At 65.0% G+C, this 21,162-nt stretch carries 16 protein-coding genes; 11 read left to right on the top strand and 5 right to left on the bottom strand.

Features of this window, described 5'->3' with window-relative positions; translation table 11 throughout:
• Positions 1–13: 13 nt before the first annotated feature.
• Positions 14–694: a GntR family transcriptional regulator gene (locus tag ADADO0_RS03010; RefSeq protein WP_511303608.1), complete on the bottom strand. Its 681-nt coding sequence runs from the start codon at positions 692–694 to the stop codon at positions 14–16.
• Between the two features lie 148 nt (positions 695–842).
• On the opposite strand from ADADO0_RS03010, the gene ADADO0_RS03015 reads away from it, so the two are divergent.
• From ADADO0_RS03015 to ADADO0_RS03055, 9 genes are all read left to right on the top strand, one after another.
• Positions 843–1,631, top strand: coding sequence for an HpcH/HpaI aldolase/citrate lyase family protein (locus ADADO0_RS03015; RefSeq protein WP_511303609.1), 789 nt, complete (start codon positions 843–845; stop codon positions 1,629–1,631).
• 126 nt (positions 1,632–1,757) lie between these two features.
• Positions 1,758–2,966: an ABC transporter substrate-binding protein gene (locus ADADO0_RS03020; protein WP_511303610.1), complete on the top strand. Its 1,209-nt coding sequence runs from the start codon at positions 1,758–1,760 to the stop codon at positions 2,964–2,966.
• A gap of 89 nt (positions 2,967–3,055) precedes the next feature.
• Positions 3,056–3,805 (top strand): SDR family NAD(P)-dependent oxidoreductase, encoded by a 750-nt coding sequence (locus ADADO0_RS03025; protein ID WP_511303611.1) that lies wholly within the window; start codon positions 3,056–3,058, stop codon positions 3,803–3,805.
• A 3-nt stretch (positions 3,806–3,808) separates the two neighbouring features.
• A complete protein-coding gene (locus tag ADADO0_RS03030; protein ID WP_511303612.1) occupies positions 3,809–4,717 on the top strand; it encodes an NAD(P)-dependent oxidoreductase in 909 nt (302 codons plus the stop codon).
• Positions 4,714–5,613, top strand: coding sequence for a branched-chain amino acid ABC transporter permease (locus tag ADADO0_RS03035; RefSeq protein WP_511303613.1), 900 nt, complete (start codon positions 4,714–4,716; stop codon positions 5,611–5,613). Before ADADO0_RS03030 ends, ADADO0_RS03035 begins: the two co-directional genes overlap by 4 nt.
• Positions 5,606–6,595 carry a branched-chain amino acid ABC transporter permease gene (locus ADADO0_RS03040; protein ID WP_511303614.1) on the top strand — a complete coding sequence of 330 codons (990 nt, stop codon included), beginning with the start codon at positions 5,606–5,608 and terminating at the stop codon, positions 6,593–6,595. The genes ADADO0_RS03035 and ADADO0_RS03040 overlap by 8 nt, the downstream gene beginning before the upstream one ends.
• Positions 6,592–7,389, top strand: coding sequence for an ABC transporter ATP-binding protein (locus tag ADADO0_RS03045; RefSeq protein ID WP_511303615.1), 798 nt, complete (start codon positions 6,592–6,594; stop codon positions 7,387–7,389). Before ADADO0_RS03040 ends, ADADO0_RS03045 begins: the two co-directional genes overlap by 4 nt.
• Positions 7,382–8,119 carry an ABC transporter ATP-binding protein gene (locus ADADO0_RS03050; RefSeq protein WP_511303616.1) on the top strand — a complete coding sequence of 246 codons (738 nt, stop codon included), beginning with the start codon at positions 7,382–7,384 and terminating at the stop codon, positions 8,117–8,119. The genes ADADO0_RS03045 and ADADO0_RS03050 overlap by 8 nt, the downstream gene beginning before the upstream one ends.
• 14 nt (positions 8,120–8,133) lie before the next feature.
• Positions 8,134–9,069, top strand: coding sequence for an SMP-30/gluconolactonase/LRE family protein (locus ADADO0_RS03055; RefSeq protein ID WP_511303617.1), 936 nt, complete (start codon positions 8,134–8,136; stop codon positions 9,067–9,069).
• Between the two features lie 35 nt (positions 9,070–9,104).
• Here the strand turns inward: ADADO0_RS03055 and ADADO0_RS03060 are convergent, their stop codons facing one another.
• On the bottom strand, positions 9,105–9,353 hold the full coding sequence (locus ADADO0_RS03060) for a hypothetical protein (RefSeq protein ID WP_511303618.1): 249 nt from the start codon (positions 9,351–9,353) through the stop codon (positions 9,105–9,107).
• Positions 9,354–9,476: 123 nt separating this feature from the next.
• A complete protein-coding gene (locus tag ADADO0_RS03065) occupies positions 9,477–9,755 on the bottom strand; it encodes a PqqD family protein (RefSeq protein ID WP_511303619.1) in 279 nt (92 codons plus the stop codon).
• A gap of 197 nt (positions 9,756–9,952) precedes the next feature.
• Between ADADO0_RS03065 and ADADO0_RS03070 the strand changes: the two genes are divergently transcribed.
• Positions 9,953–11,869 (top strand): asparagine synthetase B family protein, encoded by a 1,917-nt coding sequence (locus ADADO0_RS03070; protein ID WP_511303620.1) that lies wholly within the window; start codon positions 9,953–9,955, stop codon positions 11,867–11,869.
• On the opposite strand, the gene ADADO0_RS03075 is transcribed toward ADADO0_RS03070, so the two are convergent.
• Positions 11,866–12,018, bottom strand: coding sequence for a hypothetical protein (locus tag ADADO0_RS03075; RefSeq protein ID WP_511303621.1), 153 nt, complete (start codon positions 12,016–12,018; stop codon positions 11,866–11,868). The genes ADADO0_RS03070 and ADADO0_RS03075 overlap by 4 nt on opposite strands.
• 60 nt (positions 12,019–12,078) lie before the next feature.
• A complete protein-coding gene (locus tag ADADO0_RS03080) occupies positions 12,079–13,137 on the bottom strand; it encodes a putative 2OG-Fe(II) oxygenase (RefSeq protein WP_511303622.1) in 1,059 nt (352 codons plus the stop codon).
• Between the two features lie 407 nt (positions 13,138–13,544).
• On the opposite strand from ADADO0_RS03080, the gene ADADO0_RS03085 reads away from it, so the two are divergent.
• Entirely contained in the window at positions 13,545–21,056 is a 7,512-nt protein-coding gene (locus ADADO0_RS03085; protein WP_511303623.1) for a hypothetical protein, read from the top strand.
• Positions 21,057–21,162: the final 106 nt, after the last annotated feature.

The raw sequence follows: 21,162 nt of genomic DNA on the forward strand, positions 1-21,162 counted from the left end.
GAAGGCTTCATCGCTATACGCTTTCGGTTTGTCCGGTAGGTGTCGTGGCGCTGGGACCGCTCTGCTCCAGGTTATCGCGGAATTCGCCCCAGCCGGATTCGATATGCCGGCGCATGGTCAGCATGGCGCCGCCGGCGTCACCCTCGATGAAGTTGCGCAGCAATTCCGTGTGCTCACCCGCCGCTCGGGTGGCGCGCCCGCCGATGCGGTTGATGACGTCGAAGGGGTAGCGCGCCCACAGCACCTGCACGAAATGCAGGGTCTGCGGAAGGTTCGCGAAATCGTAGATGCGCCGATGAAAGCGATAGTTCACGCCGCGCGCGAGGGTGCTGTCGCCTTCGATCGCCGCTTTCTCGAACTGCGCCGCCAGAGTCCGCAGCTCGTCGATGTTGTCAGAGCGCAGGTTGCGCGCCGCGCTTTCCACCAATTGGGTCTCAAGCATGATCCGCAACTTCAGCACCTCGGTGGAGGTGCCGATGTCGAACGGGACCACCGTGGCGCCTCGATAGGAGTCGCTCGCGAGATAGCCTTCAGCCTCCAGCAGTTTCAGCGCCTCGCGCACGGGCGTGATGCTGATCTTCAATTGCTGGGCGATTTCCTGCTGCTTCAGCCGAGTTCCCCTGGGAAGGCGCCCCGAGATGATGCCTTCGCGCAGGAAGTCCGCGACCTGCTCTTCTTTTGTCCGATATTCCATGATGCCGTCGGGATGGCCCCGTTCCTCTGGCGGCTGGAGTGACGCCGCGACCCGAAGGCGCGTCGCATCTCCGGCGCTTAACATAACCTTGCTCGGCGGGAAACACAAACGTACAATACACAATGCATTATGCATTTAAGGAAAAGAGATGCCGCTCTCTCGTTCATTCCTGTTCGTACCGGGAAATCGCGCCGACCGTTTCGAGAAGGCGGCCCAATCGGGCGCGGATGAAATCATCCTGGATCTTGAGGACGCGGTGGAGCCGGACAGCAAGGCGGCCGCCCGTGACGCCATCGGATCGTGGGCAGGCCGAACCCAAGCCGTGGTTCGCATCAATGCCCGCGAAAGCGCATGGTTTCAGGCCGATCTGGCGTTCGTGCAGGCGGCGGGGATGGTCAAGGTGATGGTGCCAAAAGCGGACCCCCAAGTCCTGGCCCAGGTCGCGGCTGCGCTTGGGCCGGAGGTGGAGATCCTGGCTTTGATAGAGACGGTGGCGGGGTTCATGCGAGTTCGCGAGATCGCGCAGGGCGGCTTTGCGGGCCGTCTGGCCTTTGGAAACCTGGATTTCGGCGTCGATGCGGGCATCACGGAAACCGCCGGCGAGCTTGACGCCATGCGGCTTCAGCTTGTGCTGGAATCCCGTTTCGCAAACCTGCCGCCACCGATTGATGGGGTCTTCATCACCCTTTCCGATCCGGCGCTTCTCGCATCCCATGTGGCACGCGCCAAGGCCTTGGGATTGGGCGGAAAACTTTGCATTCATCCAGCTCAAGTGGCGCCCGTAAACACCGGGTTCTCGCCCAGCGATGCAGAGTTGGCCTGGGCGCGGCGCATCCTCGCTGCGGTAGAGACTGCGGGGAGCGGCGCCATCTCCGTGGACGGCAAGATGGTGGATCGGCCGGTTGCCGAGCGCGCACGGGCCATTCTGCGAAGCTGAAGCGCCACGTATCATCGCAGAGGCAAATTATAATGCATCATGCACATTATGTTTGACGGGCACATTGGTGGCGGTTACAAAAGTCCCTAACGGGCGAAAAGCCCAAGCCATGGTTGGGAGGCCAGTATGGACCGGCGGGATGTCATTAAGCTGATGGGTGGTGTGGCGGTGTCCACGATGCTGCCGGCGCGGTTGTCGTTCGCACAGACGGTGGGTGTCGACGCGGCGAACAAAACCATCAGCATCGGCGGCTTCACGCCCATCACCGGCCCGGTGCCATTCTACGCAATCCTCACCCATGCGGCGGAATCCTACTTCCGCAATGCCAATGAAAACGGCGGCATTCGCGGCTGGAAGGTGAAGTACACCACCCTCGACGACGGCTATGATCCGGCCCGCAGCGTTGCGGTGACGCGCCGCCTTGTGGAAGAGGAAAAGATCTTTGCCCTTGTTGCTTCTGTCGGCACCGCCACCAACGTGGCCGTGGTGCCCTATGCCAAGGAAGCCGGCCTCGCCATGCTCGGGCCGATCGGCGGCGCCAGCGTGTTCTTTTCCGAGCCCAACATCTTCCCGCTGCTTCCCGATTACGGCTGGTCGGCGGCGTCGAATGCCGAGTATGCGCTCAACGACCTGAAGCTGAAGAAGATCGCGCTGCTTTGGGAGAATGACGAGCTTGGGCGCTCCGCCAAGCGCGGCTTCGATCTCTACATGGCCGGGCAGAAGGTCGAGCCGGTCGAATCCGTGTCGTTCGAGGTCAAGACCACCGATTTCACGCCGCACCTGCGTCGCCTGGCCAATTCCGGCGCCGAGGCCGCGATCCTATTCGGCTCCAACGCGAACCTTGCCGGGGCGCTCAAGGCGGCCGATCGCCAGGGCATCAAGCTGTCCTGGTTCGCGCCGTTCTTCACCGCAGATCCCTCGACCTATAAGCTTGCCGGCGATCTGCTGAACGGCGTCTATTTCTCGTCCTGGCTGCTGCCCGTGGACAGCACCGAGCCGGACGTGAAGGCCTATCGCGAGGCCATCACAAAATATTATCCGAATGATCCCGTGGGTGTTTTCGGTCTCAACGGCTGGAGCAATGCGGCCCTGTTCGGCAAGGTGTTCGAGGCGCTGCTGGACAGCGGAAAGCCGATCACCCGCGAGAATCTGATTGCTGCGGGCAACACCCTGACAAATGCCTCGGTGGGCGGCGCGCGCAAGGTGACGTTTACCCCCGGCGATCATCGCGGCACCCGCCAGGAGGCGATCCTCCAGGCCAAGGGTGGGTCCTTCGTCATGGTCCGAGATTTCAAGCCGTATCCGGCGGTGGCGTTCGACGCCAAGCCCGCCTAGCGATTTCTCCAGCCGGCCTGTGCAAGAGGCCGGCCGCCTTGATCCGGTCGCGACCGTGCTTTTCGCAAAAACGTTCTAGGGATTGATTGATGGCCGGATCTCCATTGAGTGGACCGCCCCGTCTGGACGGTCAGGTTGCGTTGGTGACAGGCGCTGCGGGCGGCATCGGCCGCGCCGTCGTCGCGGCCTTCAGCGCCGCAGGTGCGAGCGTGATCGCCACCGATATTGTCGAGGACGGGGGTGATCTGCCCGCGAATACGATCTATCGCCGCTGCGACGTCACCTCTCGGGAGGGGACAGAGGCTTTGATCGACGAAATGCTGTCCGAAAAGGGTGCCATAGACATCCTTGTGTTGTGCGCCGGAACGATCTCCTCCGTTCCGCTGCAGGATTCGACCGATGCGGAATGGAACGCGATCTTCGACGTCAACGTGATGGGCGTGGTCAATCCGGTCCGCAAACTCTACCCGGTCATGGCCGAGCGCGGTTTCGGCAAGATCGTCGCTTTGGGCTCGATTGCCGCGAAGATCGGCGGCGTCGCGTCCGGCCCCTCCTATGTCGCCGCGAAGTCGGCGGTGCATGGCTTGATGAAGTGGGTCGCCAAGGCGGGTGCCGGCAAGGGCGTCTATGCCAACATCATCGCGCCCGGTCCGGTTGAGACGCCCATGTGGGGCAAGGTCACGGACCGCGCGCCGCCTTCCGCGAATGGCAACGTGCCGCTCGGCCGCTACGGCGTTCCCGAGGACATCGCCCAGGGCATTCTTTTTCTCTGCTCGCCAGCGTCGAACTGGATCACCGGCACGGTGCTCGACGTCAATGGCGGCATGCTGATGGATTGAGCCATGACCAGCATCGAGACGGTTGGCTTCATCGGCCTCGGGGTCATGGGCGGCCCCATGTGCCGCAACATGGCCAAGAAACATAATGGGCGCGTCTTCGCCTTCGATCTGAGCGCGGAAGCGGTGGCGGCGTTGAGCGACACGTCGGCGCTGCCTGCGGCCTCGATCGCGCAGCTTGCAGCGGAAGCGGATGTGATCTTCCTCTCGCTCCCCGGCGGGGCGCAGGTGGAGGCGGTGTGCGGCGAGGGCGGGCCCATCCTGCCCAATGCCAAGCCGGGCACGCTGGTGGTGGATCTGAGCACCACGTCGGTCGCCGCCGCGCGCAAGGTCGGCGCGCTGCTTGAAGCCAAGGGACTCTCCTTCGCGGATGCGCCGGTGGCGCGCACCCGGGAAGCCGCCCAGCGCGGCGAACTCTCCATCATGGTGGGCGCGGACGATGCGGTCGTCGCGCGCGCCAAGCCGCTGCTCGACCATATCGCGTCCGACGTCACCCATTGCGGTGGTGTCGGCACCGGGCAGGTGGTGAAGCTCATCAACAATACTTTGGTGTTCGAGCATGTGGTGGCGCTGGCCGAGATGATGGTGGTGGGCGAGCGCGCGGGTGTCGCGCCCCGGACCCTTCTTGAAGCGGTCTCCAAGGGATCGGGCGACAGCTTCGCGCTGCGCAACCACGGCATGAAGGCAATGCTGCCGCGGCTGTTTCCGGAGAAGGCGTTCCCGCCCGAATATGTCCTCAAGGACATCGGCTACATGCTGGAACTGGCGGCCACCCACGGTGTCGACCCGAAGGTCGCGGGGGTTGCACGCGATTACTATGAGGCGTCTCTCACCCAGGGTCTCTCCGGGCGCTATTACCCCGGCGTGATCGAGGTGATCGAAGCTTCCGGTGCCGCCGTAAAGGCTCCGGCATGAGCATCTTTCCGGCGCTGGCAGCGGATCTGCCGCCCCTGCTCTGGTCCGGGCTCGTATCGGGCTGCCTGTATGGTCTGGGCGCGCTCGGTCTGGTGATGGTCTACAAGAGTTCGCGCGTGGTGAACTTCGCCCACGGCAATCTCGCGGGCCTCGCCGCGTTCCTGGTCTATGGCTTTTCCAGCGGTACGCTCTTGAGCCTGTCCTGGGGCAGCGCGGTGGTGATCTCCCTGTCGCTGATCGCGGTGACGGCGGCGCTGAGCTATGCGGTCCTCGCGCCCCTGGTGTTCAAGTCCGATCTCGCCAGCACCATCGCCACCTTGGGCATCGGCCTGATGCTCCAGGGGCTGATCCAGCTCGTGTTCGGCGCCGAGATCGTCAACCTCGACCTGCCCATCCCCAACTTCGGCTTCTCAGTCGGCGGCCTTAGGGTTTCGTCCTACGATCTGGCGGTGCTGGTGATTACTGCGCTCATCATCGCGGCGCTGTTCTTCATCATCGAGCGGACCAAGCTTGGCATCGCGTTCCGCGCGGTGTCCAGCAATCCATTCGCCAGCCGGGTGTGTGGTCTCAACCTGCGCTCGGTCCACCTGTTCTCGTGGCTGTCGGGCGCGGTGCTGGGGCTGGTGGCGGCGCTGCTGATCGTGCCAACCACCTTCCTGTCCTCCACCACCGTCCCGTCCTTCATGCTTCAGGCATTCACGGCGGCGGTGGTCGGCGGCTTCGGCAGCCTGCCCGGCGCTGCGCTGGGCGGCATCCTGGTGGGCATCGCCATGAACCTGTTCTCTTTCTACGTCTCGCCCGAGTTCATGAACACGTTCCTGCTGTGCGTCATCATGCTGACCCTCAACTTCTTCCCCGATGGATTGCTGGAAAAGGGGAGCGGTGGGCGTGTCTGATCTGGCTAGCGATATGACGCATGCGTCCAAGGACCGGCCCGCCCCGCGCGAAGGCCAGTTCGATCTTCGCACCCTGGGAACGATCGCGCTGCTGGGCGCGCTCATCGCCCTGCCGTTCGGGGCCGGCGGCTTCCTCGTCTACAGCATGGCCCTGTGCTTCGCGAACGGGCTGGGCGTGCTCGCGGTCAGCGTGCTGGTGCGCTACGGCGGCGAAGTCTCCATCGGCCATAGTTTCTTCGTTGCGCTCGGCGCCTACACCGTGGCGATCATGGAGAAGCAGTTCGGCCTTTCACTGTTGGTGAGCATGCCGGTGGCCATCGTTCTCGGCCTCGTGGGCGGCCTGCTGTTCGCGTTTCCCTCCCGCCGACTTTCGGGAATTTATCTCGCGGTCTCCACCATGGCGCTCGCTTTGGCGCTGCCGGAATTTCTGGTGCATTCCGAGCGGATCACCGGCGGGTTCGAGGGGCTGTATGTCGCCCTGGATCTGCTGCCTGGCGTCTCCAAGACCTTGCAGCGTTACTACATCGCGCTCGGCGTCCTGGTGCTGGTTTGCCTCGCGCTCGCCCATCTGCGGCGCTCGCGGCAGGGGCTTGCGCTGCTGATGGCCCGCGCCCATCCGCGCGCCGCCGAGGCGTTCGGCATCACGCGCAGCTGGGCACGCCTCAGCGTCTTCGCCATCAGCGCCGCTCTGGCGTCTATTGCCGGCGCCCTCATGGCGTTCGCGGGCTCCACGGTGTCGCCCAACAGCTTCACCTTGTGGAGCGCCATCTTCCTGCTGGTGGGTTCGGTGGTGAGCCTGCACGGCCTGTCGCTGCCTGCGGCGGTGGTCGGCGGGGCCTTCATCACCATGGTGCCGAATTACCTGGCCGGCGCCGGCGACTGGGTCCCGGTTCTCTATGGTGCGGCGCTTCTGGCGGTGACGCTCTGTGTCAATTGCGCGCCCGATATCCGGCGCATGCTGCGGCTCGGAAAACGCTCATGAACGCGCCCGTGACTATTCCTGCAAAAGGCGCCCGGCGCCTGCATGCCGAAGGGCTTCATCTCTCCTTCGGCGGCATCCAGGTGCTCACCGACGTGAACATCTCGCTCGAGCCGGGGCAGATCACCGGCCTGATCGGGCCGAACGGGGCGGGCAAGACCAGCCTCTTCAACTGCCTTACCGGCCTCTACCATCCCCAGCGCGGCCAAATCGTGTTCGGGGATATTCCGCTCGGCACTTTGCCGCCGGCCAAGCGGGCGGGGCTCGGCATGTCCCGCAGCTTCCAGCACATGGCACTCAGCCCGGACCTGTCGGTGCTGGAAAACGTGATGGTGGGCCTGACCCTTGGCCGCAAGACGGGATGGCTCGGCGCCTTCCTACCGCTGCCCTCCGGCCGAGCCGAGACGGCCGCCGCGCGCGATCGCGCCATGTCGGCACTTGCGAGCCTCGGCATCGCCGAATCCGCCGCTCTGATGCCCTCCGAACTGCCGCCGGGCACGCTGCGCCTGGTGGAGATTGCCCGCGCCATCGCGTCGGACCCGAAGGCGCTCTTGCTTGATGAACCCGCAGCCGGGTTGAATGCTGTGGAAACGCGGGACCTCACGCGGGCCTTGCAGCGCACCGTTCATCCCGGCCTCGTCGTGGTGGTGGTCGAGCACGACATGGATCTGATCATGCAGCTTTGCGACCGGATCTATGTCCTGAATTTCGGGCAGGTGATTGCCTGCGGTTCCCCCGACGAGGTGCGCAACAACCCTGAAGTCATCCGCATCTATCTCGGAGAATCCGATGACTGATCTCCTGAGCGTGCGGCGCCTCGGGGTGCGCTACGGCAAGGCGGCGGCGGTGGAGCAGGTCGACCTCGCGGTGCCGCCCGGCGGCGTGGTCGCGCTCATCGGCGCCAATGGCGCGGGAAAGTCCTCCATTCTGAAAGCGATCGCCGGCCTGGTGGACGCCGAGGGGCAGGTCTCCTTCGACGGATATGACGTGTCGCGCATGTCGGTGCGCGAAAGGGTCCGGCGCGGCATCGTCTATGTGCCCGAGGGGCGGGAGATCGTCAGCACGCTGACGGTGGATGAAAACCTCGCGCTAGGCGGCTTCTTTCTCGACGCGCGCACCAAGGCCGCCCGCCGCGCCGCCATGCTCGAACTGTTTCCCGAGATCGCGAAGCACATCAACGCGCCGGCCTGGATGATGAGCGGCGGGGAGCAGCAGATGCTCGCCATCGGCCGCGCGCTGATGAGCGCCCCGCGCCTGCTGCTGTTGGACGAGCCCTCGCTCGGCCTCGCGCCGCTGTTGATCCGGCGGGTGTTCGAGCGGCTCATGCATATCCGCACCGAAACCGGCCTATCCATCCTGCTGGTGGAGCAGAGCTTTCGCATGACGCTGCGGGTTGCGGACACAATATGCTTCGTGCGCCATGGGCACATCGTCGGCGTGCGCAAGGCATCCGACCTGGACACTTCGGCGAGCCGCGCCGAAGTTCTCGAAGCTTATCTCGGTGCGGGCCAGCCCGCCTCGGCCTGATCGGAGCACGACGTATGCGTCTCGAAGGTAGAGAAATCGCGCGGGACCTTGCATTTCCCGAGGGTCCCATCGCGCTCAGGGACGGGAGTGTCCTGGTGGTGGAAATCGCCGCCGGCCGCCTGACGCGGATTCTTCCCAATGGGCAGAAGGAGACCGTTGCGGAACTGGGCGGCGGACCAAACGGGGCCGCGCTCGGCCCGGACGGAAAATGCTACGTCTGCAACAATGGTGGCTTTTCCTGGTATCGCGACGCGGCCGATTATCTGCGACCCACCGGCCGCGCGGACGACTATCGCAGCGGGCGCATCGAGCAGGTGGACCTTGCCACCGGCACGGTGAAGGTTTTGTACGACCGCTGTGGCGACGTGCTCCTGAAGGGGCCGAACGACATCGTGTTCGACGGAGCAGGCGGCTTCTGGTTCACCGATCTCGGCAAGACCTATGACCGCCTGACGGATCGCGGCGCGGTCTATTACGCGCGCACGGATGGGTCCCTGATCAAGGAAGTCATCTTCCCCATTTTCACCCCCAACGGGATAGGTCTCTCACCGGATGGTAAGATGCTCTACGTCGCGGAGACCGAAACCAGCCGCCTCTGGCGCTTCGAGATCACCGGGGAGGGCGAGACCGCCAAGGCACCCTGGCCTTCACCCAACGGCGGCACGCTGGTTCATGGCTTGCCCGGCTATCAGCGGTTCGATTCCATGGCACTTGAGGCGGATGGAACAATCTGCGTCGCCACCCTCGTGCGCGGCGGCATCAGCGTGTTCTCGCCGGGCGGGGATCTGCTGGAATTCCACGAGGCGCCAGAGCCCTATTGCACCAACATCTGCTTCGGCGGCCCGGACATGCGCACCGCCTACATCACCCTCTCCGGCACCGGCCGCCTGATCGCGGTGGACTGGCCTCGTCCGGGGCTTGTGCTGAATGACGGGTTCACCGCCGGCTGAACGCTCCGCCCTGTGTCGCCTTGAGAGCCTCATTATCAGGAGGGCTCCAGCGCCTCATCCGGCACTTGCCCGAAGCTGGCGATCAGCACCGGCGGATCGGCATCGCCGAACTCGGGATCGACATCGGTGGAAAACGCGATGGCGCCCGCCTTGGAGATGCTCATGCGCTCGGCGACTCGCCGCGCATCTTCGGCGTTGCGCACTTCCATCGCCGGGCTCGCCTTCAGCTTGCCGCGCTTGGTCAGTTCGTAGGGTTGGACCACGAAGAACGTCTTTTTCGGCATTCCGTCCTCACTGTCCGGGCATCGCGGCCCGCTCCAAGGCGACCTCGACTCATCGGCGCTTGGCACGGCACTTGGCGCTTCTTGGGGCGGAATAGCCATCCTCCCATGATCGGACCGGATGGTTTATTCCGCGACTTCGTGGACCAGGCCGTTGGTGTGGAGATCGCGCAGCAAATCGATCACGTCATGATGGATGGTTTCCGGTTCCGCGCTGTAGATCTCCTGGAGATCCGCGCACAAGTCGCCCACGCGGCGTGGCGCCTCGATCCTGTTCCAGATATCGAGGCCGATCCGGTCCAGGTGAAAATATTTGCCGTTGCCGAGGTCCATCATCACCAAGCCATCATCCACGGATGCGGCGAGAGGTTCGGGCGAGCGTTGGACGCGGGTTTCGAGGTTCATCGGTCTCGGCTTCGGAGGTCTGTCGCAGAACGGATAATGCCAGCGCGGGTGGCCTGTCCGTCAAGGCGTTGCCTTGGCCCTGCGCGCGCTTTATTGCCAGGGCTCCGCAGCAGCGCCCAATGTGCCACCATGCTGATCTTCCCGATGCAGCTCACGCTCCTTCCAGCCCGCCCAAGCTGCCCTGAAGGGTCCGCGCGTTGACCGCGCTGGCGGCGCTGTGGCGGCTGGACGGTGCCAACCCGGCGCAAGACGTGGAGCGCATGCAGGCCGGAATGGCGGCCTATGCAACCGGCAGCCTCTCGCTGTGGCACGGCGGCGCGACGGCCATGGCGCGACGGATCATGCCGTTCCTGCCCGAGGATATTCATGATCGCGGCGTGCGGGTCGGCGGCGACGGTGCCTTTGTGCTGGCCGCCGATGTGCGCATCGACAACCGCGCAGATCTGGCGCGCGACCTGGGCATCTCCCCCGCCACCGCACGCGCAATGTCCGATGCGGACGTGCTACTCGCCGGATGGGAGCGGTGGGGTCCCGCTGTCGTGAGGCGGTTGAGAGGCGTGTTCGCCTTCGTGGTCTGGGGTGTGCGCGAGCAGGCGCTCTATCTCGCCCGCGACGTCGGTGGGCAGCGGCCGTTGTTCTGGACGCGGGGACGCGGCTTCATCGCCGCTTCCTCCATGCCGTCCGGCCTATTTGCGCTGCTGGGCGCCGCACCGCAGGCCGATCCGGTCCGGGTGGTGGAATTCCTGATGCCGTCCTGGGGGCGCGGGCCGCGAAGCTGGTTCGAGGGCATTTCCCGGGTGGAGAAGGGCACGCTCCTGCGCCTGGATGCCGGCGGCGAAACGAGCGAAAGGTTCTGGCGGCCGGAGGAGATCAGGACCTATCGCGCCGCCGACCCGCGCGACTATGCGCAGGGGCTGCGCGAGCACCTGCTGCGGGCGGTCGCGGCACAGATGAGAAGCGCGACGCCCGTGGCGAGCCAGCTCAGCTCCGGCCTGGACAGTTCGGCGGTGACCGCTGCCGCCGCCCGCTTGCTTCTGGAGCAGGGCGGCATGCTCGATGCCTTTACCCATGTTCCGAACCCGCGATACCAAGTTATCGCGCCTGCGGGCCGATCGGGGGACGAGGGCCCTCTCGCGGCGCTCACGGCCCGGCTTTATCCCAATATTCGGCACCATCGGCAGCCGATGCCGAATATGCCGTTGCTGTCGCTGCATGACGAGCTTCATGCCGCGTTCCAGGCGCCCACCGGCAACACGGTCAACGGGCTCTGGCTCGACCAGATGTTCAGGACGGCGCGCTCTGCCGGCATCGGCGTAATGCTGCAGGCCGCCGCCGGAAATTTCACGCTCAGCTATGCCGGCGACGAGGCGGCGGCCGAACTGTTCGGGCAGGCGCGGATCGGCGCCGGCCTGAGGCATATCCGGGCGCTTCATCGCAGCGAGGGGCAAAACCTCCGGGCTTTATTCCGCCGTGCGCTAGTGGGGCACGCGCCAGTAGAGGTGCAGAAAGTTCTGCGCCGCCTCGCCGGGCGCCCCGCGGCGGACCCACGCATATTGTCGGCGCTTCAACAGGCGCGATGGGAGGACCCGCTGGTTCAAGCGATCCTCGCGGGCGATCGCGCGGACATTCCCGGTGATCCATCGACCGATGGGCGGCGTTTGCGCACCGCTTTGCTTCAGCGCGGCGATCAGGGGTCCTACATCAAGGGGTTCCAGGCACTCTATGGGATCGACTTGCGCGACCCGACGCGCGATCAGGATCTGGTCAGCTTCAGCCTGTCGCTCCCCACCGAGATGTTCAGCCATGGCGGTCGGCGCAAGAGCCTGTATCGGCAGGCGTTCGGTGCATGGCTGCCGGCGGAGGTACTCGACAATAAAGCGCGCGGCGCGCAGGGCGCCAACTGGCAGGCCCTGGTTCAGCGGGACAAGGCCCTGCTGTCCCAGGCGCTAAAGGACGGGGCGGGGAGACTGGACGCGGTGATCGATTACGCGGCGCTGGAACAGGACATCGCCGATATCGGCCGTCTTGAATACGTCGCCTTCGACGGCGCGGCGCGGATCTATCACCGTCTGCTGCGGGGGCTGACCTTGATCCGGTTCATCGCGCGAACTTAGCTGGCGCTCGCAATGTCTGCCTGAGCGTCGATGCCGACCGCTTGCTCGGCAAAAGTCACGTCGAGGATGTTCACCTCGGTCAATACGGGCTTGTGCCAAGCAAGCTTTCCCGGAATGTCCTTGTCTGTTTCCGCAGTGTCTTCCGACATCGATGCCTCTTATGCGCTGGCGCATCCAAATCCGGCGGCGAATCTGGAAAAAATCTACCCTCAGCCGCGCAATCTGTCAGCCTGGAGATTGCGGTGCCAATCCCTCCCTCCCGCATAACCCGTGTTGCGGAAGCGGATGTCGTTGATGTCGATCGGCAGTGAAATACGCTCCGCCGCTTCGCCGACCGGCACCGTCCAATGCGTGATCCAGGCCGGGAACAGCACGAGCAGGCCCGGATAGGGGCGGATGCTGGCGCGGAGCCAGCCGGGCGCATCGTCCGCGATGCCGTCCGGCGGCCCGAGCTTCAGGAAGCCGGCATCCGGCGCCGCGAACGCGCCGGCCTGAGGGAAGGCAGGGTAATAGACGGCGGTGAGCCAGGCTTGCGGATGGATGTGCCGGTGGTTGAAGCCATCGCCATGGGAGATGACGGCCCAGGCCCGGGTCGCGAAACTGTCGGGTATCCAGCCCATGGCACCGGTGATGCTGTCGGCAGCATCGTCCGCATAGGCCAGCACATGCGCGCGTATTTCGCCGAAAAGTCGCTCCAGAACGGGATCGCAATCCCTGGCGATTTCGAAGGTCGCGCTGCGTGCGATCGATTGGCTGGCCTCGTGCCAATGCTCGGCCTTGAGGCGAGCACGCACCGCGCCGGCAATCGCATCCGGCTCGGATCCCGCAAGAGGGATGCATCGCACCAAAGCGGGATCGGTCCAGGGGCGCATTGCCTCCACATCTCCGATCCGGCTGAGGCGGGTCAGATATCGCGAGACCATCATGGCATTGACCTGCCCGCGCGCAAAACGCTCCCGGTACTCTGCGGCGATCCGCTCGTGCGCCACACTGGAAAGGCAGGCGCTGAGGCAGGGGTCGGCACCGGCCAGCACGCCGAGCGTTTCGATGGCCTCGGCGGCTTCGGCCTGGCCCCCCTGGCGCAGCATGGCGGCATGCAATCCAAGCGGAAGCTTGGAGCCGTCGATCGCCCGCAAACCTTGCCGATAAAGCGCAAGACCCTGCGTTAGATTTCCGGCCTTCAATGCCGCCAAACCTTGCGCGGCCAGATCTTGCGCTTTGTTTTCCCGGGCGTTGCTTCCCATGCCGTTGTTTCCAAGGTCACTCATGGGGAGCACATCGACCTCGCGGGCCTCGGGGATGATAAGCTTGGGAAATACAGCATCTTCTTGATCGCGATTGTACGAGGCTTTAGGCCTGGACACCGTAAAGTGAAGCGAGGGAACGGTTGCTGAACTCATTTGCGATTGCTAACGCACTGCGACGCTCTCAGGAAGAGGGCGTGTACGCGAGCTTAAGCATGAGCTTGTCGGCAACTGGGTACGGTGCTTTAGTGTCGGTGAGGTGGGATCGCGGATCTCCGGCAACGGCGCTGCCGCTTGTGACTTTGAGTTTCGTTAAGAACAATGGAACGACGCGACTGTTTCGCCTTGGCTTCCTGAGCGATTTCGCCTGGATTTGACGCTTGGCGGTTCAATTGAGCATTGTTCCGCAAGCGTTAGCGTGGGTGGGGGCAATGCAGGCGAAACGTCCGTCGCTGAGAAGCATCTTTCTCGGGGCTACCTTTCTGAGCGGTTCGGTTCTGGTGATGGTCGGGCCATTGTCCCACGCGGTGGCGCAGACGTGCACGCCGGCTTGCACCATCAATTTGAATGGGAGCCCGGGCGGCGACAGCGGGAGTTCTGACGACCAGGGCGGCACCGGCGGCGCAGGCGGTACCGGATCCATCACCAATACAGGACCGCTGACCGACACGGTGATCTCCGCCAGGTCCAACGGTGGAAGCGGAGGTGCGGGCTACAATGCGGATGGCTTTGATTCAGCATCCCATGGCGGTCCAGGCGGGGCGGGCGGCACCCTCACACTGAACAACTCCGGCACCATCTCGCTTTCGGCAAGCACCACCGGCGTCGCGATGCTCGCGGAAGCGCTTGGTGGGACGGGCGGCGTCGGGGGTGATGCGAATTACTGGAACGGCGCGCAGCCGGGCGGTATAGGCGGCATCGGCGGCACTGTCGTTATAACCAACACAGGCAGCATCACCGTCGCCAATACTGGTGTGGCGGGCATACTCGGGTGGGCCACCGGCGGGATCGGCGGGGTGGGCGGCGGCGGTGACGATGGCAATGCGCCGGCCACGAGTGCCACCGGCGGTGCCGGCGGAACGGTGAAAATCAACAACCAAGGTTGGATCACAACTCAGAGTGCGGACGATATCGCGATACAAGCGATCGCGATAGGCGGCGCCGGTGGTGCTGGCTACAGTGGGCACGGAACCGGCGGCGACGGTGGTGGCGGCGGCGGTGCCGCCGCCATAGGCGTGGTTTCCGGTGTTTCACAAGGCAACGCCGTGACCTCTGCCACCGCAGCGATTGTCGTCACCAATACAGGCGCTTTGTCCACCACCGGAATGAATTCCTCCGGAATCTGGGCGGTCGGGACGGGCGGGGCGGGCGGCGCTGCCGGCAAATTCTCCTCCTATCATGGTGGGGCGGGCGGCTACGGCGGCACGGTTTATGTCTCCAACGCCGTCTCAATCTCAACCAATGGCCAGAACGCGCGGGCGATAGGCGCAATTGCGACAGGCGGAACCGGTGGCGCCGGCGGTTATTACAGCAGCACCTTTGGCGGGCCCGGTGGCGCCGGTGGGGACGGTGGCATCGTCACCATCGTGACGCGCAACTCGGGGCTCGAGACCGTCGGCCAGCAAGCACAGGGCATTTTAGGCGCCGCCAATGGGGGTACGGGCGGGGCCGGTGGGTATGGTGGCGGCGATGGCATTTCGGACTGGAGCGGCGCCGGTGGCAAGGGCGGAACCGTCGTCATCACCCATACGGGCACGATCCACACCAACGGGCAGTACGCGGCCGCCATATACGCGACAGCGGCGGGGGGATCGGCCGGCGCTCTGTCAACGGATACGGCCGACAAGAATGGTACAGATGGCGGCAAGGGCGGCACCGTCATCGTCACCTCTAATTTCTTCGAACTGCCCGCGAGCTATGAAACCACCGCTGGCGACCAATCGGCGGGAGTCTTGCTCATCGCGAGCGGCGGGACCGGCGGGGCCGGACATTATGGCGGCAGCGGCGGCGACGGCGGATCGGCGACGCTAAAGACTTACGGGCAGATCAAGACCAGCGGCCAGCAATCCTATGGCATCCAGGTTGTGGTCCAGGGCGGCACCGGCGGCGCCGGATTGGAAAACAACGCTTTGTCCTCGACCAGGGGTGCCGGCGGCGCGGGCGGGAATGGCGGCACAGCCAGCGTTACCAATTATGCGGCCATAATGACCAGCGGCTATGGCGCGCACGGCATCGTCATCAGCACGGTCGGCGGCGGCACCGGCACCACCAGCCACCTCGTGCATCCCACCGGCGGCGGCACCGGCGGAGCCGTGTCGTTGAAAAGCTTCGGCGCGATCACCGTGACCAATTCCGGGATGGCGAGCGGCATTGTCGTGAACACCAGCGGCGGCACCGCACTCACACCGGGACCCGCCGGAGGGGGCGGAGCAATCACCGCCTTTGTCTACGGCTCGATCACGACGTCCGGTACCGCCGCGCCTCCCTCGGACAACACGACACAGATCATGTCCCCGGCCATCAGCCTGTCGGCAAATGGCGGTAACAGCAGCGACGGCACCAATTATGGCTACAACGCCCATATTGCCAACGGCGGCGATGGCGGCGCCATTGCCATCACGTTGAAGGCTGCCAATCTGCAACTCAATCCGAACGCGTCCGCAACGCCGCCGACCCTGACCACATATGGAGCGAACTCGCCGGCCATTTATCTCACCAGCTTCGGCGGAGACGGGGGAAACGCGAATGGTGGTATCCAAAGCACCCAGCTCAACGCCGGCGGCAACGGGGGCACCGGGGGCGGGATAACCGTCACAATCGGTACCGGTGCGTCCATCCTGACCCATGGGAGCTTCTCTCCCGGCATCTATGCGCAGAGCTTCGGCGGCAATGGCGGCTATGGCCAAGGCAGCACCACCAACGATTACAATGGCGGTGACGGTGGGGATGGCGGTGCCGGAGGGGTCATTTCCATTGTCACCAGCGGCACCATTCAGACGCAGGGCGCGAACTCACCCGCCATCCTCGCTCAGAGCGCTGGCGGCAATGGCGGCAATGGCGGCGTCGCGGCCGATTTCGGTGGCAACGGCGGCGCGGGTGGGTCGGATGCGCCGCCAACCGGAAACGGCGTTTCGGTCAAGAATTACGGCCGACTGATCACGTCTGGCGCGTATTCCGAAGGCATCGTGGTGTCCAGCACCGGCGGCACGGGGGGCACGGGTGGCGCGGGCAATCCGGGTGGAAGCGGGCAGTCGGGCGGCGTCGGCGGCGATGCCTACGCCCTGAATCAGGGCTCCATCACCACCAGCGGCGATAGCAGCCACGGCATCCTGGCGGTTTCGGTCGGCGGCGGCGGCAGCGCCGGCGGAAACACCAGCGCAGCCGGCCTCATCGTATTTGCGAATGGCGGGGAAGGGGGCGGGGGCGCCAATGCGGGCGACATCAGTGTCACCAATAACGGCTCCATCGTCACGTCTGGCGCGAACTCAAACGGCATCCTGGCCTTCAGCACCGGCGGCGGTGGCGGTGTCGGCGGGAACGTTTCCACCCTTGATCCGGCGTTCGTTCTGCCGAGCGTGAACGTCACCGTGGGCGGCAACGGCGGGTCCGGCGCTTTCGGCGGGGTCATCACCGTCAACAACACCGCGAGCATCACAACCAGCGGCTTTGATTCCGCGGGCATCCTGGCGTTCACGGCGGGCGGCGCAGGCGGCAAGGCCGGCTCGGCGAATTCCTCGTCCTATTCTCTGGGCTTCGGCGACATCCCCTCAATCAATGTCGACGTTGCCATCGGAGGCAGCGGCGGCACGGGCGGTGACGGCGGCAATGTGACCCTGACCAATACCGGCGCGATTCTCACCGCGGCCGATCAGTCTCAGGGCCTTTATGCGATCAGTGTCGGCGGCGGCGGCGGCGAGGGCGGCAACGCCACCACACATATCTATTCCTACGGAACCTCGGCGCAGGTGGATATCGGCGTGAGCATCGGCGGTTCCGGAGGGAATGGCGGCTCCGGGGGCGTCATCGACCTGCAAAATACCGCCGGCACGATCGTAACACTGGGCTTCGCTTCGGACGCAATCCAGGCGGTGAGCATCGGCGGCGGCGGCGGCAACGGCGGGGTCGGCAGAGGGCATGTGGATACGACCATTCCTGTGGTCGGCGGTTATCTCGACTACCTGCCTTTGCCATTGGGCAATTCCTACAGCCTGACTGTGACGCTCGGCGGTGCGGGCGGCGGCGGTGGTGACGGCGGGAAGATCACGCTGTTCAACGCGGCGAACCTGATCACGCTCGGTATCGATTCCATCGGCATGGCCGCGCAATCCATCGGCGGCAGCGGCGGCAACGCGGCGGCGGGCAAGGCCACTTCCAGCGCCACCATGACGCTGACGGTCGGCGTCGGCGGCAATGGCGGGGCGGGCGGCGCAGGCGGGATCGTCAGTGTCACCAACCAAGCCGGTGCCGCCATCGTCACCTCGTCCGATGGGGCTCACGGCATGTTCGGGCAGTCCATCGGTGGAGGCGGCGGCACAGCCGGGACCAGTTCGGCTGACTCGTTCGATTCCGAGGCGTCCGCTCTTGGCAGCCAAGTCGTCAAGACGTTGATGGCGAAGATTGTCCAAACCTACCTACAGAACTTTGCGACCCAACAGGGGATCCGGCCCGAACTGGAGCCCAGCGTCACCATCAACGTGGATGTCGGCGGAAAGGGCGGGGCCGGCGGCAACGGCGGCGCCGTATCCATCTTCAATAACGGCAGTATCACCACCGGCGTGTCCTTTGTCGGCGGCGGAGATTTCGCCACCGGCATCTTCGCCCAGTCCATCGGCGGCGGCGGCGGCAACGGCGGTGCCGCCTCGGTGAGCGGCGCGCGCATCATCAACAGCAATTATACCATTGGCGGCAATGGTGGCGCATTCGGCGCCGGCGGCGCGGTAGAGGTGTCATCCTCGGGTTCGATCACCACGGAGGGCGGCTCCGCATTCGGTGTGCTAGCCCAGTCGATCGGCGGCGGCGGTGGTGTTGGCGGCTTGGCGACCGGCACGGCGCAGACCGAGCTTGGAAGCTCAATGACGCTGGGCGGGTCGATCGCCGACAACGCCAATAACGGCCTGGGCTCCGGCGGCGGCACAGTAACCGTCACTCTGTCCGGGCTCACATCCTCCATATCCACGTTCGGCAGCGAAGCGCACGGCATCGTGGCCCAGTCGATCGGCGGCGGCGGCGGCCTGATGGTCATCAATGCGGAAAATTATACGCTGATCGGTCAGCAACAGTATCAGGCGGAGTTGCTTGCAGCATTCGAGGCCTATTTCCCCATCGGCCCGTACGCCACCGTCGAGGACATGGCAGCCGCCTTTGCCACGCAGGCGCAGAACGCCACGGGCACCATCTCTCTGAATTTCGGCGGCAGCCAGAGTTCCAGCAGCCAGGCCAACGGCATGGGCAGCGGCGGCGTCGTGATAATCAACCACAATGGGCAGATCAGCACGGCCGGAGACAATGCCTTTGGCATTCTCGCCCAATCCATCGGCGGCGGCGGTGGCTTGGCGACCGACGGTCCGGGGGGAGCGATCAGTTCGCTCACGATCACGGGCTCGTTCGGCAATTCCGGCAATGGCGGCGTCGGACAGGCGGGCGGCAATGTGACGGTCAATCTCGGTGCGGGCAGCGTCATCCAGACCACCGGCAATGGCGCCACGGCCATCCTCGCGCAGTCCATCGGCGGCGGCGGCGGCTACAGCGGCGCCATCGATGCGGCCGGCGCCAGCTACGCGGCCTTCCTGACGGCGGGCGCGGGCTTCGGCATGGCGGTGAATGCCAACACCTTGGGCGGCTCTGTGACGGTCCAATCCCAGGGTTCATCGACCATCGTCACCACCGGCTCCAACGCCCACGGCATCTTCGCCCAGAGCCTGAGCGGCGGCGGAGGACTGCTTGCGAATTCCGCCGGCATCCTCGTCCCCACGAACGCGGGCAACAGCACCCGTGGCTCGGGCTTCTCCGTGGCCTCGGACTTGACGATGCCGCTCATCACCATCGTCTACACCGGCTCGCTCTATACGGTGGGCGAAAACTCGATAGCCATCTTCGCGCAGAGCGGCGTGCAGGGAACCTCCGGCGCCATCGACCGGACCTCCTCCACCGTCACATCGGGTAATATCAACATCACCCTGAACCCCGGAACGGTGGTCGGCGGCAGCGGAACCGGCGCCGGCATCGTGGTGGACGGCGGCGCCACGAACACCATCTCGATCGAAAACGGGACCACGCTGCTCGCCTATTCCAACCTTGCGATCCAGTCGACCTGGGGCACCAATCTGGTCAGCAATTTCGGCACGATCATCGGCAATCTGGAGGTCATCAACACCCCCGGCAACTCGACCAGTGAGAACCCGAACTTCACCAACGGGCCGCAGGGCAATTATATCTCCGCAGCCAACGGCACCATCAATCTCGGCACCGGCGGCCTGTTCGTGAACCGGGGTACGTTCGACGTGGCCGGCATCGGCACCATCAGCACCGCGACGCTGACGGGCACCTACACGCAATCCACCAGCGGCGTGCTCGCGGTGGATATCAATGCAGCGGGAACGCAGACCGCCGACCTGCTCAGCGTGACCCAGATCTCGGGCCTCAACGGCAATCTCCAGATGAACGTTCTGGGCTCGCTGCTGCCCCAGCAATACAAGGTGCTGGAGCAGACCAGCAGTACCGCCCCGGCCATCAGCACGGTCGATCTCGCGGCGACCAATGCGCCGGGATCCTATGTGTCGACCACCTGGACCATGAGCACGTCCCCGAACGGGAATACGCTTTTCGTGACGCCGCAGGTGGCCTTCACCACCAAGGGGCTCACCGCGAACCAGAAAGCCTATACCGACCACCTCCAGGCCACCTGGAATGCCGGCGGCACCGCGGCGCTGGGTCCGGTCTATGCCAATTTTGCCAACCAGCCGAACGCCGCATCCTATCAGGCGGCCGTCAATGCGGCCTCGCCCGCCATGCTCGCGTCGGGGCCGCTGGCCCGCATGGACATTGCCCGCCAGTCGCTGAATTCCGTTCTCAGCTGCCCGTATTTCGCGGAAACCGGAACGCTGCTCCAGCAGGGCGACTGCACTTGGGCCCGCGTCGATGCCGGCACCGCCAGCTACACACCCTCCGACGGCGCCGGCTTTTCCGTGGACACGCTGACCTACCGGATCGGCGCGCAGAAGGAACTTGCGCCCGGTTGGTTCCTCGGCGCATCCGCCTCCTACAATTTCGGCTGGTACGATGCGAGCGGCACCGCCGCCTCCTCGGACGGCCAGGGGGCGGACATCGCCTTCTCCGTCAAGCGTGAGATCGGGCCCTGGCTGTTCTCAGGCGCAGTGCAGTTCGGCTATTCCACGTTCGATGCCTCGCGGCAGAATGTGGCGGGAACGTCCTATTATCTCTCGGAATGCTCCTACGACGTCTACACCGTCGGCGGGCGCTTCCGCGTCGAGTATGAGATCCTGTTTCAGTCTTGGTACATCCGCCCCTATGGGCAGGTGGACCTCATCTATGCCTCGGTGCCCGGTTTCTCCGAAAGCGGCGCCAGCCCCTATAATCTGACCATGCAGAAGGCCGACAACTTCACGGTGGCCGTGGGGCCGCATGTGGAAGTCGGCGGGCGCCTCGATTATGCCGATGGATCGAGCCTGCGCCCGTTCGCGTCCGTGGGTGCCACCTTCTTCTCGAACGCGTCTTGGGATGTGGTGTCCTCATTGCAGAACGCGCCGGCCGGGAGCGGGACCTTCACCACCACGGTCGATATGCCGGATGTGGTCGCGGACCTGGGCGTCGGCATTCAGTTGAACATGAAGGGCGGCCTCGACATCCGGCTCAATTACGAGGCGCAGATCGGCGCGGATTATCTCGCCCATTTCGGCGGCGCGAAACTCGCCTACCGCTTCTGAGAGATCGCGGCTTCCGGCCCCGCACCGCAGCGGCGCCAGGGAAGCACGAAGGGTTCGCCTTCGCGCGTGCCGGCCTCGATGGTGACGCCATAGGCGGCTGCCACTT

This window comes from Aquabacter sp., assembly GCF_965279295.1.
Taxonomy (GTDB): Bacteria; Pseudomonadota; Alphaproteobacteria; order Rhizobiales; family Xanthobacteraceae; genus Aquabacter.